This window comes from Pectobacterium sp. S5, assembly GCF_051707265.1.
Taxonomy (GTDB): domain Bacteria; phylum Pseudomonadota; class Gammaproteobacteria; order Enterobacterales; family Enterobacteriaceae; genus Pectobacterium; species Pectobacterium polare.
This window is the reverse complement of the sequence record NZ_JAULSZ010000002.1, coordinates 419,043-434,623: the sequence shown is the minus strand read 5'-3', so window position 1 is coordinate 434,623 and position 15,581 is coordinate 419,043. Positions and strand designations below refer to the sequence as shown.

Here is a 15,581-nt window from a genome sequence, read left to right as displayed (position 1 = left end):
AAAAGTAAGGGAATGATAGCGCCGAAAAATAGTGTCAAAACCGTGCACGAAAGATAATGGCGGAGAAGCGGTGCGAAGAGAGGGAATGCGTGGGCGGCGTACCGCCCACGGGAAGAGAAAACGGTGATTACCGGTCTTACTCTTTATCTGGCGTGTTAGACGTATTAACGGAAAGGATGTTTTGTGGCTCGGGGATTTCACGCATCCAGGCAAACAGCAGACGATAGGAAACGGCAAGGACGACCGGGCCAATAAATATCCCTATCATGCCAAATGCCAGCAATCCGCCAATCACGCCGGAAAGAATCAACAACATAGGAAGATCGGCGCCCATTTTGATTAATACTGGGCGGATAACGTTATCGATGGTGCCAACGACGCAGCTCCAGACCAGCAGGATGGTGCCCCAGGTGTTATCGCCCGTCCAATACAGCCAGATAATGGCAGGAATCAATACCGGAAGCGGCCCTAACTGTGCCAGACAACACAGAAACATCAGCACGGTTAATAGCGTGGTGTAAGGAATTCCAGACAGCCCCAGACCAATTCCGCCTAACACCGATTGCACGATGGCCGTTACCACCACGCCCAGTGCGACGGCGCGAATTGATTGCGCTGCCAGAATCACAGCGGCATCGCCGCGCTCCTGTCCCAGCCGGATAGCGAAATGTCGCACGGCCTTCGCAACGGCTTCACCTTTGTAATACAGCAGAGCGCTGAAGATCAGCATCAGGGAACAGTGCATCAGAAAGCGCCCGACATGCGCCGCCTGTGCAACCAACCAGGTTGCGGTTTTACCAAAATAGGGCTGCACCTTGGCGAAAAGACCGCTGCCGCCGCTTTGCAACAGCGTCTGCCAGCTGTTGAATAATTTCTCACCGACTAAAGGAATGGACGTCAGCCACTCCAGCGCTGGCGGCGAAAAGTTTTCCTGTCTGGCTCCCCAGCTCATTAGCGCCGAACTGTTCTCCACCACGCTACTCACAAGAACGGCAATCGGGACAATAAATAGCAGGATGAGCAGCAGCGTCATAACGAGCACGGCGAGAGAACGTCTCCCCCATAATAGTGCCTGAAATTTAATCAGCATCGGCCAGGTGGCAATAACCACCATACACGCCCAGGCGAATCCCAGAATAAAAGGCTGTACCACCCAAAAACAGGCAATAATCATGATGGTAATAAACACCAGACTGAACAGGATTCTGGCCAGATCAAATCGTGGTGGCTGGGAATATTTGCTCAATGAATCGTTCCTCAATAGCAAAAGAAAGGGCTTAGGCGAGGTTGCTTGGGTGAAGCCATGTAGTCACGAGCCATCATGAGATATTTCCGAGGGTTTTGACAGCGTGTTGAACATTTTGTTGGTGAAACGGCCATTAGCCAACACGCTGTATGTTTTTGCCGATCCGAGAGCGCACACGATTGCGAAATGTGATAAAACGTGATGTCCCCGATGACAGAGCGGCTATATCGGGCTCTTCACAGGCATATCACGACATATTGGCAAACACATCATGTACGGACAGGGTCAAAAAATAATGATCCCACAGATCACGCAATCTCCCGGGCTGGTCCAGCCGGTGCTTAATTTTCTGGAAGCATTGAAGAAAAACGGATTCACAGGCGATACGGCGACCAATTATGCCGATCGTCTGACGATGGCAACGGATAACAGCATCTATCAACTTTTGCCGGATGCGGTGGTTTTCCCCCGTTCAACCGCTGATGTCGCGATCCTCTCACGGCTGGCGGGCGATACGCGTTTTTCAGGGCTGACCTTTACTCCACGCGGTGGCGGGACAGGAACGAACGGGCAGGCGCTGAATCGCGGCATCGTGGTCGATATGTCGCGTTATATGAATCGCATTCTGGAGATCAATCCTGAGAAAGGCTGGGTGCGCGTCGAAGCGGGCGTCATTAAAGATCAGCTTAATCAATACCTGAAGCCTTATGGTTATTTCTTCGCCCCCGAGCTGTCGACCAGTAACCGGGCGACGCTGGGCGGCATGATCAATACCGATGCCTCAGGGCAAGGTTCGCTGGTGTACGGTAAAACTTCAGACCATGTGCTGGGGCTGCGTGCGGTGCTACTGGGCGGCGAAATGCTGGATACGCAGGCGATGCCGATAGAACTGGCAGAGAAGCTGGCGTTAGAAGATTCCGCCATCGGCCGTATTTACCATACGGTGCTGCACCGCTGTCGCGAACAGCGTGCGTTGATTATCGACAAATTCCCTAAGCTGAATCGTTTTCTGACGGGTTATGACCTGCGTCATGTGTTCAGCGACGATCTCCGCACCTTTGACCTGACGCGTATTCTGACCGGGGCGGAAGGCACGCTGGCGTTTATCACCGAAGCGAAGCTCGATATCACGCCGCTGCCGAAGAGCCGTCGTCTGGTCAATATCAAATACGACTCCTTCAACTCCGCGTTGCGCAATGCGCCGTTCATGGTGGAAGCGAAGGCGTTATCCGTTGAAACCGTGGATTCCAAAGTCTTAAACCTTGCCCGCGAAGATATCGTCTGGCATTCCGTCAGCGAACTGATTACCGATGTGCCTAATCAGGAAATGCTCGGCCTGAATATCGTTGAATTCGCAGGTGATGATGAAGCACTGATTAACGGGCAGGTCGACTCGCTCTGTCAACGGCTGGATACGCTGCTGGCAAGCGGAGAAGGCGGGGTGATTGGTTACCAAACCTGTAACGATCTGGCCGGAATCGAGCGTATTTATGCCATGCGGAAAAAAGCCGTCGGGCTGCTGGGCAACAGCAAAGGATTGGCGAAGCCGATTCCGTTTGCGGAAGATACTTGCGTGCCGCCACAGCATCTGGCGGATTACATCGAAGAGTTCCGCGCGCTGTTGGACAGCCATAACCTGACGTACGGCATGTTCGGTCATGTGGATGCAGGGGTGCTGCACGTTCGTCCGGCGCTGGATATGTGCGACCCGCAACAAGAAATGCTGATGAAACAGCTTTCTGACCAGATTGTTGCGTTGACGGCCAAATATGGCGGTCTGCTGTGGGGTGAGCACGGTAAAGGCTTCCGCGCCGAGTACAGCCCTGAATTCTTTGGGCCGGAACTGTATGCCGAACTGCGCCGTATCAAGGCCGCGTTCGACCCTGATAACCGACTTAATCCCGGTAAGATTTGTGCGCCGCTAGACGTGGATGCGCCGATGATGAAAGTCGATGCAGTCAAGCGCGGCACGTTCGATCGCACGATCCCGCTGACGGTGCGCACGGCGTTCCGTGGCGCGATGGAATGTAACGGCAATGGTCTGTGCTTTAACTTTGATGCCCGTAGCCCAATGTGCCCGTCGATGAAAATCAGCGGTAACCGGATTCATTCCCCGAAAGGTCGTGCGACGCTGGTGCGTGAATGGTTACGCCTGCTGGCAGAGCAGGGCGTCGATCCCGTAGCGCTGGAAAAAGCGTTGCCGCAGCAGAAACTGAGCCTGCGCGCCTTTATCCAGAAGACCCGCAATACCTGGCAGGCGAAGCAAGGGGATTACGATTTCTCGCACGAAGTCAAAGACGCGATGTCGGGCTGTCTGGCGTGTAAAGCCTGCTCAACGCAGTGCCCTATCAAAATTGACGTGCCCGGTTTCCGTTCTCGCTTCCTGCAACTTTACCACACGCGCTATTTGCGTCCGGTGCGTGACTATCTGGTTGCCGGTGTCGAAAGCTATGCTCCACTGATGGCGCGCAGCCCGAAGACGTTTAACTTCTTCCTGAAAATGCCGCTGCTGAATAACCTGAGCCGCAGCCAGATCGGCATGGTTGATCTGCCCCTGCTGTCATCGCCATCGCTGCGCCAGCAATTTGCAGGACACAGTGGCGTCAACACCACGCTTGAGCAGTTGGAACAGTTGCCGGAAGCGGAACGCCAGCAGTACGTGTTAATCGTGCAGGATCCGTTTACCAGCTATTACGATGCGCAAGTGGTGGCAGATTTCGTCCATCTGATCGAAAAACTGAAGCTGAAGCCCGTCCTGTTGCCGTTCTCGCCGAACGGGAAGGCGCAACATATTAAAGGCTTCCTGCAACGTTTTGCCAAAACGGCGTCGAAGACGGCAGATTTCCTGAACCGCGTCGCCAAACTGGGAATGCCGATGGTAGGCGTCGATCCGGCGCTGGTGCTGTGCTATCGCGACGAATACCGCGAAATTTTGGGCGAGAAGCGTGGCGATTTTCAGGTGCAACTGGTGCATGAATGGCTAGTGACGGCATTGGCAGACAGCACGCCGCAGCCTGCCACGGGTGAATCCTGGTATCTGCTGGGGCACTGTACGGAAACCACGGCGCTGCCGATCAGTACGAAACAGTGGTCCGATATCTTCTCGCGCTTTGGTGCCAAACTGGAGAATGTCAGCGTTGGCTGCTGCGGCATGGCGGGAACCTACGGGCATGAAACCAAGAACCTCGCTAACTCGCAGGGAATCTATGCGCTGTCCTGGCAGCAGGTGTTGCAGAAGTTGCCGCAGAAACGCTGCCTGACTACGGGCTATTCATGCCGCAGTCAGGTGAAACGCATGGAAGGCAGCGCATTGCGCCATCCGCTACAGGCCTTGCTGGAGATTATCTGATGCTATGGAAACGACAGGTTACGCTTGAGCAGCTTAACGAACCGAGCCAAACGTGTATGGTGGGTCATGTCGGTATTCGTTATACCCATATCGCGGAGGATTCTCTGGAAGCGGTGATGCCAGTGGATTCTCGCACGCGTCAGCCATTTGGCTTATTGCACGGCGGTGCATCTGTCGTGCTGGCGGAATCGCTGGGTTCCGTCGCGGGCTATCTGTGTTCTGAAGGCGATCAGCAGGTGGTGGGGCTTGAAATTAATGCTAATCATCTGCGAGCCGTGCGCGAAGGGGAAGTGCGTGGCGTGTGTCGTGCGCTTCACGTTGGCCGCCGTAGTCAGGTGTGGCAGATTGAGATTTTTGATAATCAGAATCGCCTGTGCTGCATTTCGCGTCTGACGACGTCGGTCATTACGCCGTAAACATCAAGCACGAAACCAGATTGCTGGCCGGTCTGGTTTCGTGGTTCTGGGAAAACATTGCTCTTCAGGGGAGAAACGGCACGCGCTTAACGAAGTCGGTCTGAAACGCGGTTGCTTTATCCCACGAGCCTTGCATGCTTAACTGATGGCAAATCGACTTCAGCGTGTTACGGGCAAAGTAGTAACTTTGCACTCGAAAGAGGTGGCAACGCCCTTCATTATTAATCTCTTTAATCAACCGATTATGCAGTTTGACCAGCGCATGCAGATAGCTGTCGTCATCGCCATTTCTCAAACAGAGTTCAACCATGTCCATGCAGGCGTTATGATAGCGACGTAAATGGTCAATATTGCTTCCCGGACGGTTCAGGCGAGCTTCCGCCATATAGAAATCAACGGTGGCATCGCGAATCTGAAATTTATATTCGTCAATTTGGTGGTGCAGCCAGGCATTCATGGAAAGCATGGTTATCGACCCTGAATATTAAATGATAATCATTATCATATTAATAAAAAAGGCCATGATCAATGGGTAAAATGTGCTTTAGCGTTAAAAGTCCGATCGGAAATCACATAAATCTTCATATACCTTCCCTCTTTTACAAATAGGTATTGTCGATAAATGTTATAATAATGATAACGAGATGATAATTTTTACCTTCCCGAAAGGGACAGGGGTGATGAATTTAATTCATTTATTATCAATTGGTTAGTTGATTTTTTGCCGCATTGTTTGACGCGTCAGAGACGTGTAAAATAGCGCTATTGGCTCGTTAAAAACCGAAATGTTACGAATAGCCCTGCGAAACAAGAGGTTGAAGCTAGTTTCATTATCACTAACATTAGGGGAAACCAGCCTAAAACTGGTACCACACGCAATGAGGTATTCCATATGCAAGCGGAAAATGTAGGGACGTTTTCACTGGATGAAAATGTCTGGCAAGGATTGACGCTGACCGACAGCGCCGTGAAGCAGATTAAGAATCTGATGAAGCAGGATGACGCCGTGCAAGGACTACGGCTCGGCGTTAAACAATCAGGCTGTGCAGGATTTGGCTATGTGCTGGATCTGGTACAGGAGTTCGAGACCGACGATCTGGTATTCGAACGTGATGGCGCAAAACTGTATGTCCCATTGAAGGCGATGCCTTTCATTGACGGCACAGAACTTGATTTCGTCCGTGAAGGGCTGAATCAGATATTCAAGTTTAATAATCCCAGAGCGCAGCATGCTTGTGGATGTGGCGAAAGCTTTGGCATTTAAGTGATGAAAAATTATGGCACGTAGCACGGTAGATGTACCTGATGATGTCCAGATCTGGATGGGTGATGGACGCTATAAAGAAGGTTTCTTCACGCAGTTGGAAACCGATGAGCTGGCGCACGGCATCAACGAAGATGTCGTACGGGCGATCTCGGCGAAGCGTAACGAACCTGAGTGGATGCTGGAATTCCGTCTCAATGCCTTCAAAGCGTGGCTGGAGATGGAAGAACCGCATTGGCTGAAAGCCCATTACGAGAAACTGGACTATCAGGACTATAGCTATTATTCCGCGCCTTCCTGCGGTAACTGCGATGACAGCTGCGGCTCTGAGCCCGGTGCCAAGCAGCAATCCGGGATTACGGACGTGAATAATTACCTGACCAGCGAAGTAGAGAATGCGTTTAATCAGCTGGGTGTTCCTGTCCGTGAAGGCAAGAAAGTCGCGGTCGACGCGATTTTCGACTCCGTCTCTGTTGCGACCACGTATCGGCATGAGCTGGCTGAAAAAGGCATTATTTTCTGCTCATTCAGCGAAGCGATTCAGGAACATCCCGATCTGGTGCGTCAGTATCTCGGTACAGTCGTCCCAGCGAACGACAACTTCTTTGCGGCGCTGAACTCGGCGGTTGCCTCCGACGGCACGTTTGTGTACATCCCGAAAGGCGTGCGCTGCCCGATGGAACTGTCGACGTATTTCCGCATCAACGCGGCGAAAACCGGTCAGTTCGAGCGTACGATCCTGATCGCCGATGACGACAGCTACGTCAGCTACATCGAAGGCTGTTCCGCGCCGGTTCGTGACACCTACCAGCTGCACGCCGCCGTGGTGGAAGTCATCATCAACAAGAATGCCGAAGTGAAATACTCCACGGTGCAGAACTGGTTCTCCGGTAAAGATGACGCAGAAGGCGGGATTCTGAACTTCGTGACCAAGCGAGCGCTGTGTGCAGGCGAGCATTCAAAAATGTCATGGACGCAGTCAGAAACTGGCTCAGCGATCACCTGGAAATACCCGAGCGTTATTCTGCGCGGTGACTACTCCGTGGGCGAATTCTTCTCTGTCGCGTTGACCAACGGTCGTCAGCAGGCCGATACCGGCACCAAGATGATTCACATCGGTAAAAACACCCGTTCGACCATTATCTCTAAAGGGATTTCCGCCGGGCGCAGTGAGAACACCTACCGTGGTCTGGTGAAGATCATGCCGAGCGCAACCAACGCCCGTAACTTCACCCAGTGTGACTCCATGCTGATCGGCAGCGAGTGCGGCGCGCACACCTTCCCGTATGTGGAAGTGCGCAACAATACTGCGCAGTTGGAGCACGAAGCGACGACCTCGAAAATCGGTGAAGACCAGCTGTTCTACTGTCTGCAACGCGGTATCAGCGAAGATGACGCCATCTCGATGATCGTGAACGGATTCTGTAAGGACGTCTTCTCTGAATTGCCGCTGGAATTCGCGGTAGAAGCACAAAAGTTACTGGCGATTAGCCTGGAACACAGCGTGGGTTAATTCGGCGGTTACCGGGATTTTCACAGAGAATAATGAGAATCATCGGTCCCGGAATTCATTAAGCGCCCGCCACATTGGGCGTTGGAAGGAATAAGCATGTTAAGCATCGAAAATTTAAAAGTCAGCGTAGAAGGCAAAGAGATCATCAAAGGGCTTAATCTCACCATTAAGCCAGGTGAAGTTCACGCAATTATGGGCCCGAATGGCTCAGGAAAAAGTACGCTCTCCGCGACGCTGGCTGGACGCGAAGAATATGAAGTGACCGACGGTTCGGTCAGCTTCAAAGGGAAAGATCTGCTGGAATTGTCCCCAGAAGATCGTGCGGGCGAAGGCGTCTTTATGGCGTTTCAGTACCCTGTCGAGATCCCCGGCGTCAGCAACCAGTTCTTCCTGCAAACCTCCGTTAACGCGGTGCGCAAATACCGCGAGCAGGAACCGCTGGATCGCTTTGACTTCGCCGACTTTATCGAAGAAAAGATCGCGCTGTTGAATATGCCAGAAGATTTGCTGACCCGTTCGGTCAACGTAGGCTTCTCCGGCGGCGAGAAGAAGCGTAACGACATTCTGCAGATGGCGGCGCTGGAGCCGGATCTGTGCATTCTGGATGAAACCGACTCAGGTCTGGACATCGATGCACTGAAAATCGTCTCTAACGGCGTGAACTCCCTGCGCGATGGCAAACGTTCGTTCATCATCGTCACGCACTACCAGCGTATTCTTGATTACATCAAACCGGATCACGTCCACGTTCTGTATCAGGGTCGTATTGTGAAATCTGGTGATTTCTCGCTGGTGAAACAGTTGGAGGAGCAAGGCTATGGCTGGCTTACCGACGAGCAATAAGACGAGCGATAACGCGACGGGTAAAACCAGCATCGCACAGAAACAAGAGCAGGCGCTGCAGCAATGGCATGGTCTGTTTGAACGTGATGTGTCGCGCCGTTCTGAAGGGGCGAACCAGCACTGGCAGGATGTGGTGCGCCTTGGCTTACCGAACCGTAAGCATGAGCACTGGAAATACACGCCGCTGGATGGCTTGCTGAGCAACGAATTTGTCGCACCACAGGCACCGTCTCTCGATCGTGCGGCGGTAGACGCCTTGGCCTTAGCGGTGGATAGCTGGCGTCTGGTGTTTGTCGATGGCGTATTCAACGCCGAACTCAGCGACAGCGCCTGGGGCCCTTATCAAGTTGACGTACAGGCGGCGCATGCGCATGGCGTGCTGCCTGCGGCCATCCAGTCTGAAGTGTTCCTGCACCTGACCGAAAGTCTGGCTAGCACCAGTACGCTGATTCGTCTGGCTGCCGGCCAGCAGGCGGAAAAACCGCTTTACCTGTTGCACATCAGCAGTAGCCAGGAAGCCGCGTTGAACACGGTTCACCATCGTCATCATTTGAACGTCGAACGTGGCGCGAGCGCGGAAATTATCGAGCACTACGTCAGTCTGGATGAGCATGCGCACTTTACTGGCGCACGCCTGACGGTGAATGCGGCGGAAAATAGCCAGGTTAGCCACTATAAGCTGGCGTTTGAAGCGGCGGCGGGCTACCACTTCGCGCATAACGATCTGGTGCTGGCGCGTGATGCTCGGGTTCGTAGCCACAGTTTCCTGCTGGGGGCGGGGCTGACGCGTCACCACACCAGCGCCCAGTTGAACGGCGAAGGTACCAATCTGTCCATGAACAGCCTGATCCTGCCGGTTGGCAGCGAAGTGTGTGATACGCGAACGTATCTGGAACACAATCAGGGCTATGGCGAAAGCCGCCAGTTGCATAAAGTCATCGTCAACGATCGCGCCAGAGCGGTGTTTAACGGCATGATCAAAGTTGCGCCGCATGCGCTGAAAACTGACGGACAGATGACTAACAACAACCTGCTGCTGGGGCGACTGGCTGAGGTTGATACCAAGCCGCAGTTAGAAATCTACGCAGACGACGTGAAATGCAGTCACGGTGCCACTATTGGCCGTATGGACGAAGAGCAGCTGTTCTATCTGCGTTCTCGTGGTATTACGCAGCAGGATGCGCAACAGATGATCATCTTCGCCTTTGCGGCGGAAGTCACAGAAGCGATTGAAAACGAGTCTCTGCGAGATGTGGTTCTGGAACGTATCGCGCAGCGTTTGCCAAACGCGCTGGCGAATGCCGGCAAGGCGGTATGATGAGTTATCCTATTGAACGGGTTCGTGCCGATTTCCCGTTGCTGGCAAGCGAGGTTAACGGCCAGCCGTTAGCCTATCTTGATAGCGCCGCGAGTGCGCAAAAACCGCACGCGGTTATCGATCGCGAAGCCGAATTCTATCGCCATGAATATGCTGCTGTGCATCGCGGTATTCACACGCTGAGCGCACAGGCGACCAGCGCGATGGAAGCCGTGCGCGAGAAGGTCGCCGCCTTTATCAATGCGGCCTCAGTGGAAGAGATTGTTTTCGTCCGCGGGACGACGGAGGCCATCAATCTGGTGGCTAACAGTTATGGTCGCGCTTTCATTCAGCCGGGCGACAACCTGATCATCACCGAGATGGAACACCATGCGAATATCGTTCCCTGGCAGATGCTGGCGGAAGCGCGTGGCGTTGAGGTTCGCGTATTGCCGCTGGCCGAAGATGGCTCTCTGGATGTCGCACAGCTTCCTGCATTGCTGGACGAACGTACTCGCCTGCTGGCGGTGACGCAGATCTCTAACGTGCTCGGTGCGCTCAACCCGGTGAAGGCCATGATCGCGCAGGCAAAAGCCGCTGGTGCGGTTACGTTGGTCGATGGTGCGCAGTCGATTATGCATCAGACGGTCGATGTGCAGGATCTGGACTGTGATTTCTTTGTCTTTTCAGGACATAAAATCTACGGCCCTTCGGGTATTGGCGTGTTATACGGCAAACGTGACCTGCTTCAGGCCATGCCGCCGTGGGAAGGCGGCGGGGCGATGATTCGTCAGGTTAGCCTGCGTACGGGCACCACCTATGCCGATTCGCCGTGGCGCTTTGAAGCCGGTTCGCCCAATACGGGCGGTATTATGGGCTTAGGTGCCGCACTGGATTATGTGACGGCGCTGGGGCGTGAAGAGATTCAACGTTATGAATCCTCGCTGATGCAGTATGCGCTGGAAGCGCTCACGCAGGTGCCCGATCTGACATTGTACGGGCCTGCTGAACGCCACGGCGTTATTGCATTTAACCTTGGGCAGCACCACGCCTATGATGTCGGAAGTTTCCTCGATCGGTACGGTATTGCGATTCGCACCGGCCACCATTGCGCGATGCCGCTAATGGAACACTACGGTGTTCCTAGTATGTGCCGCGCCTCGCTGGCCGTTTATACTACACGCGAAGAAATTGACCGGCTGGTTGCCGGATTGCAACGTATCCATCGATTGCTGGGCAGTTAAGCGCCGCGCGCGGATCTGTTCGGGGAGAAAAACATGGCGAGTCTGCCAGAACCGCAGAAACTGGCGCGCAACTTTGCGCGCTGTAATGACTGGGAAGAAAAATATCTTTATGTCATCGAGTTAGGGGAGCGTCTTGACCCTCTGCCCGACGAGTGGCGTAATCCAGACAACCTGATTTCAGGGTGCCAAAGTCAAGTTTGGATTGTGACACAGCCCGATGAACAGGGCGTTATCACCCTGCACGGCGACAGCGATGCCGCGATTGTGAAGGGGCTGATTGCGGTGGTGTTCAGCCTGTATCAGGGGCTGACAGCGCAGGAGATTGTTGAGCTGGACGTGCGGCCATTCTTTGAATCGCTGGCGTTGAATCAACACCTGACGCCATCCCGTTCTCAGGGGCTTGAGGCGATGCTGCGCGCGATTCGTGCGCACGCCGCCGCACTGCTTTAATTTTCTTCCCTGTTTTCTGCTTTCCTGAAGTATAAAAAAGCGCTGTGACGGAAAAAAACGTCCAGCGCTTTTTTGTTTTTTCATTTACTGATTTTTACCAACGGCACGTTATTGTTTTTTGGTAGATTTATTAACTCGCTGATATTTCAGAATTCGTCCCGTATATTTATTTCTCATTAAATTTTATGCTGACTCTGCTTTGTAAAGAATTGAATATCAATGCTTTGATTTTTAAATAAAATATTCTTTTGTTACAACAATGCTAATATATACCCACGCTCGGTGGATAGGGGCAACAATAGCCGCATGACACCAGATATCCCCGAACCATTCAGGTTGCAAAAACGCGAATGCACAGGCAGCTTGAGGTATGACGGGGTAAACAGGGTATAGCCAACCGGATACCGCATTCTGGGTACAGAACCGGATGTCGTTGATAAATTACTTATGTTAGTTGTGATGTAGGGAACCTAATATGAAACGCGCGTTAACTTTACTTGGTATGGCCTTCGCGGCATACCTGACCAGCACCGCCGCTACCGCGACGGAATACCCGCTACCACCACCCAATAGCCGCCTTATCGGTGAGAATATCGCTTATACGGTCCCCAATGATGGTCGTCCGCTGGAAGCTATCGCGGCGGATTTCAAAATTGGCCTGTTGGGCATGATGGAAGCGAATTCAGGCGTCGATCCTTACTTGCCGACAGCAGGTTCCACGCTCACGATCCCGACGCAAATGCTGCTGCCGGATACCCCGCGCGAAGGCATTGTGGTCAATTTGGCGGAACTGCGCCTTTACTACTACCCGAAAGGGAAGAATACCGTCATCGTTTACCCGATCGGCATTGGTCAGCTGGGGCGTAATACGCCACTGATGACGACCAGCGTAAGCGAGAAGCGTGAAAATCCGACCTGGACGCCAACGGCGAACATCCGTAAGCATTACCTTGAAGAGCAGGGCATTAAACTGCCTGCCGTCGTTCCGGCTGGCCCAGATAACCCGATGGGGTTACATGCGCTGCGCCTGTCAGCACACGGTGGCGTTTATCTGCTGCACGGTACGAACGCGGACTTCGGTATCGGTATGCGCGTAAGTTCCGGCTGTATCCGTCTGCGCCCGGATGACATCAAAGCGTTATTCGACAACGTGCCAGTCGGTACGCGAGTGCAGATTGTTAACGATGCGATTAAAACGTCTGTTGAACCCGACGGCAAACGCTACGTTGAAGTGCATCAGCCTCTGTCGAAAACCGATAAGGACGATCCACAAACTATGCCGATTGCGCTGACAGCGAAGACGCAGAAGTTTGTTAAGGATGCGGAGACGGACAGTAAAGCCGTTGCTGATGCCATTGTGCGCCGTTCAGGCATGCCAATCGTGGTGAGCGTAGGACAAGACATCAATACCTACCAGCCACCTGTAGAATCGGCTCCAGAAGCGCCTGAAACGCATCAGGTTGCGCCGATCACGGCGATCAGTACCACCGCTCGGTAATAATGAAATAAATCGGCCAGATGCGTTTAGGCGCATCTGTGCTGGCACAGGGATAGGGCAGAAGGATGAAGATGCCTGACAAAGCGAAAAAAGGATTGAAAGAGAACGCTGAAAAGGTAAAACGCAGGCAAAAAAAATGGCGCACAGTGTGCGCCATTTTCACTACTTAACCAGTTCGATTACTTTTTGTAAGTACGAACTTGGTTGTCCAGACGCTGGTTAGCACGAGCTGCGTCATCTTTAGCAGCTTGTACGTCAGAGCGGATTGCGTTCACGTCGTTGCTCAGTTGGTCAACTTTAGCGTTCAGAGTCTGAACGTCAGAAGACAGCTGATCAATTTTAGCGTTGCTTGAACAACCAGCAAGCAGAGTAGAACCCAGGATTACCGCGCCCAGTACCAGTTTAGTACGATTCATTATTAATACCCTCTAGATTGAGTTAATCTCCATGTAGCGTTACAAGTATTACACAAACTTTTTTCTAATGAGAATAAATTTTTGATGAGAACATGCTTAATTTTGATCGTTCGCTCAAAGAAACAGCGAGTTTTACATATTCATTAAAAAAGTAAGGAAAACAGTGCTATTTTTATCGGATAACTCTGAGGCTTTCGGCTATTAAATGACGTGTTACACAGACGCATTAATTAGGTTATCGCACTGTAGAAAGTCGTTTCAGAATATAAAAAAAGCGCCATTAAGGCGCTTTTTACCGATCTGATCGTTGGGATTAGAGACGGTGTACGGAAGCGGTGTTGGTTGTGCCGCTGGAAACCAGTGCACCAGACACCATAACCACAACATCGCCAGCTTGCGCATGACCGGTGTTCAGTGCGGCTTCTTTACCGATGCGGTAGAAATCATCAGTAGAGGCAATTTCCTTCACCAGCAGCGTATCAATGCCTTTGCTCAGCAGAAGCTGACGCGCAGTGACTTCGTTAGTCGTCAGCGCCAGAATGCGGGCATTCGGGAAGTATTTACGGATAGATTTGGCAGACTTACCGCCGCTGGTCGCAACTACAATCAGTGGCGCATCCAGTTTCTCTGCAGTTTCTACCGCACCACGGCAGACAGCCTCGGTGATACGCAGAACTGGCGGAGTCTTGATGGTATCCAGACGGCTTTTCATCACGGAATCGGTACGCTGACAGATCGTCGCCATGATGGTAACGGATTCCAGCGGGTATTTACCTTTCGCACTTTCGCCAGACAGCATAACGGCATCGGTGCCGTCGATGATGGCGTTCGCCACGTCGCCAGCTTCAGCACGGGTAGGGCGTGGGTTTTTGATCATGGAATCCAGCATTTGCGTTGCGGTGATCACCACTTTGCGTGCCAGGTTACATTTTTCAATCATCATCTTCTGCGCGAAGATGACTTCTTCAACTGGGATTTCAACGCCCAGATCGCCACGAGCAACCATGATGCCGTCGGATGCTTCCAGGATTTCGTCAAAATTGTTCAGGCCTTCCTGGTTTTCAATCTTGGAGATGATCTGAATGTGCTCGCCACCGTGTGCTTTCAGGTGAGCGCGGATCTCTTCAACGTCAGAACGTTTACGGATAAAGGATGCCGCAACGAAATCGACGCCTTGTTCGCAACCGAAAATCAGGTCGCGTTTGTCTTTTTCGGCCAGCGCAGGCAGTTGGATGGAAACGCCAGGCAGGTTAACGCCTTTATTCTCGCCCAGATCGCCATTGTTCAGCACTTTACAAACGACGTCGTTACCGTTGACTGCGGTAACCTGCATACCGATCAAGCCGTCATCAACCAGAACGGTGTTACCGACGCTCAGGTCTTCAGTAAATCCAGCGTAGGTTACTGCAACGCGATCTTTGTTACCCACGATGCTTTGATCTGTGGTGAACGTGAACGTTTGACCTGCGGTCAGCGTGACGTCAGCGCCGTTTTCCAGTTTCATGGTACGAATTTCTGGGCCTTTGGTGTCAAGGAGGATAGCGGCTTGTTTACCGGTTTTTTCCATGACGGCACGCAGGTTCTTGATGCGTTGACCGTGTTCTGCGTAATCCCCGTGAGAGAAATTCAGGCGCATAACATTCATGCCGGCAGACAGCAGGTTGCCAAGCATTTCTTCCGACTCAGTTTTCGGCCCGATGGTACAAACAATTTTTGTCTTTTTCATAAGATAGTTTCTACAAGTTGTGATGGATAAAAAAACGAGTGAACCAGTGGCGAGGCGAGACAGGCCGCTGGAAAGAATGCGTGAGGGAACAGTATAGGAGGTAAGTATAGATGGTCGTCGTGAATGGGTGATGAAGTGCACAGCCGCTCGTCGCATGAGAGCGGGATTCGCGTTGGCGATGCCGTTGATAATAATGTTATTGATAGTGGCACGTTGTTTAGCTGAAACCATTCAATTGAAACGACGTTTCGTATTATAGTTATTAAGCGACGAGAAACAAGGTGGTAAAAGGGGTGAAATTGAATATTTTGTCGTGTTT

The 15,581-nt window shown here is 52.3% G+C and carries 13 protein-coding genes; 9 read left to right on the top strand and 4 right to left on the bottom strand.

All coding sequences use genetic code 11. The annotated features are described in order from the left end of the window. Positions 1-136: 136 nt before the first annotated feature. Positions 137-1,246, bottom strand: coding sequence for an AI-2E family transporter YdiK (ydiK, locus tag QWJ20_RS11510; RefSeq protein ID WP_433992582.1), 1,110 nt, complete (start codon positions 1,244-1,246; stop codon positions 137-139). A gap of 295 nt (positions 1,247-1,541) precedes the next feature. Between ydiK and ydiJ the strand changes: the two genes are divergently transcribed. Then, positions 1,542-4,595: a D-2-hydroxyglutarate dehydrogenase YdiJ gene (ydiJ, locus tag QWJ20_RS11505; protein WP_433992581.1), complete on the top strand. Its 3,054-nt coding sequence runs from the start codon at positions 1,542-1,544 to the stop codon at positions 4,593-4,595. Further along, positions 4,595-5,011, top strand: a complete 417-nt coding sequence (menI, locus tag QWJ20_RS11500) for a 1,4-dihydroxy-2-naphthoyl-CoA hydrolase (RefSeq protein WP_095699829.1) — start codon at positions 4,595-4,597, stop codon at positions 5,009-5,011. Before ydiJ ends, menI begins: the two co-directional genes overlap by 1 nt. 64 nt (positions 5,012-5,075) lie before the next feature. Here the strand turns inward: menI and QWJ20_RS11495 are convergent, their stop codons facing one another. After that, on the bottom strand, positions 5,076-5,477 hold the full coding sequence (locus QWJ20_RS11495; protein ID WP_095699828.1) for a hypothetical protein: 402 nt from the start codon (positions 5,475-5,477) through the stop codon (positions 5,076-5,078). Positions 5,478-5,903: 426 nt separating this feature from the next. On the opposite strand from QWJ20_RS11495, the gene sufA reads away from it, so the two are divergent. The 7 genes from sufA (at position 5,904) to QWJ20_RS11460 (ending at position 13,120) form a co-directional block, all read left to right on the top strand. Next, positions 5,904-6,275, top strand: coding sequence for a Fe-S cluster assembly scaffold SufA (sufA, locus tag QWJ20_RS11490; RefSeq protein ID WP_039481198.1), 372 nt, complete (start codon positions 5,904-5,906; stop codon positions 6,273-6,275). 13 nt (positions 6,276-6,288) lie between these two features. Beyond that, complete coding sequence (sufB, locus tag QWJ20_RS11485; protein ID WP_039481195.1) at positions 6,289-7,788, top strand: Fe-S cluster assembly protein SufB; 1,500 nt, start codon at positions 6,289-6,291, stop codon at positions 7,786-7,788. A gap of 96 nt (positions 7,789-7,884) precedes the next feature. Next, positions 7,885-8,631: a Fe-S cluster assembly ATPase SufC gene (gene sufC, locus QWJ20_RS11480; protein WP_039481193.1), complete on the top strand. Its 747-nt coding sequence runs from the start codon at positions 7,885-7,887 to the stop codon at positions 8,629-8,631. Next, a complete protein-coding gene (sufD, locus tag QWJ20_RS11475) occupies positions 8,606-9,949 on the top strand; it encodes a Fe-S cluster assembly protein SufD (RefSeq protein WP_433992580.1) in 1,344 nt (447 codons plus the stop codon). Before sufC ends, sufD begins: the two co-directional genes overlap by 26 nt. Then, positions 9,949-11,172, top strand: coding sequence for a cysteine desulfurase SufS (gene sufS, locus QWJ20_RS11470; protein WP_233967417.1), 1,224 nt, complete (start codon positions 9,949-9,951; stop codon positions 11,170-11,172). The genes sufD and sufS overlap by 1 nt, the downstream gene beginning before the upstream one ends. A 33-nt stretch (positions 11,173-11,205) precedes the next feature. Then, positions 11,206-11,622: a cysteine desulfuration protein SufE gene (gene sufE / locus QWJ20_RS11465; RefSeq protein WP_039481183.1), complete on the top strand. Its 417-nt coding sequence runs from the start codon at positions 11,206-11,208 to the stop codon at positions 11,620-11,622. A 475-nt stretch (positions 11,623-12,097) separates the two neighbouring features. Then, positions 12,098-13,120 carry a L,D-transpeptidase family protein gene (locus QWJ20_RS11460; protein WP_095699825.1) on the top strand — a complete coding sequence of 341 codons (1,023 nt, stop codon included), beginning with the start codon at positions 12,098-12,100 and terminating at the stop codon, positions 13,118-13,120. Between the two features lie 179 nt (positions 13,121-13,299). Here QWJ20_RS11460 and QWJ20_RS11455 read toward each other — a convergent pair whose 3' ends face one another. Next, positions 13,300-13,536, bottom strand: a complete 237-nt coding sequence (locus tag QWJ20_RS11455) for a major outer membrane lipoprotein (protein ID WP_005970385.1) — start codon at positions 13,534-13,536, stop codon at positions 13,300-13,302. Positions 13,537-13,849: 313 nt separating this feature from the next. Next, positions 13,850-15,262, bottom strand: a complete 1,413-nt coding sequence (gene pykF, locus QWJ20_RS11450) for a pyruvate kinase PykF (RefSeq protein WP_039481178.1) — start codon at positions 15,260-15,262, stop codon at positions 13,850-13,852. Between the last annotated feature and the right edge of the window lie 319 nt (positions 15,263-15,581).

What these genes read in the sequence shown, in the direction of transcription:
- ydiJ (WP_433992581.1), top strand. Translation starts at nt 1,542, where the DNA reads ATGATCCCACAGATCACGCAATCTCCCGGGCTGGTCCAGCCGGTGCTT.
- menI (WP_095699829.1), top strand. Translation starts at nt 4,595, where the DNA reads ATGCTATGGAAACGACAGGTTACGCTTGAGCAGCTTAACGAACCGAGC.
- QWJ20_RS11495 (WP_095699828.1), bottom strand. Translation starts at nt 5,477, where the DNA reads ATGCTTTCCATGAATGCCTGGCTGCACCACCAAATTGACGAATATAAA.
- sufA (WP_039481198.1), top strand. Translation starts at nt 5,904, where the DNA reads ATGCAAGCGGAAAATGTAGGGACGTTTTCACTGGATGAAAATGTCTGG.
- sufB (WP_039481195.1), top strand. Translation starts at nt 6,289, where the DNA reads ATGGCACGTAGCACGGTAGATGTACCTGATGATGTCCAGATCTGGATG.
- sufC (WP_039481193.1), top strand. Translation starts at nt 7,885, where the DNA reads ATGTTAAGCATCGAAAATTTAAAAGTCAGCGTAGAAGGCAAAGAGATC.
- sufD (WP_433992580.1), top strand. Translation starts at nt 8,606, where the DNA reads ATGGCTGGCTTACCGACGAGCAATAAGACGAGCGATAACGCGACGGGT.
- sufS (WP_233967417.1), top strand. Translation starts at nt 9,949, where the DNA reads ATGAGTTATCCTATTGAACGGGTTCGTGCCGATTTCCCGTTGCTGGCA.
- sufE (WP_039481183.1), top strand. Translation starts at nt 11,206, where the DNA reads ATGGCGAGTCTGCCAGAACCGCAGAAACTGGCGCGCAACTTTGCGCGC.
- QWJ20_RS11460 (WP_095699825.1), top strand. Translation starts at nt 12,098, where the DNA reads ATGAAACGCGCGTTAACTTTACTTGGTATGGCCTTCGCGGCATACCTG.
- QWJ20_RS11455 (WP_005970385.1), bottom strand. Translation starts at nt 13,536, where the DNA reads ATGAATCGTACTAAACTGGTACTGGGCGCGGTAATCCTGGGTTCTACT.
- pykF (WP_039481178.1), bottom strand. Translation starts at nt 15,262, where the DNA reads ATGAAAAAGACAAAAATTGTTTGTACCATCGGGCCGAAAACTGAGTCG.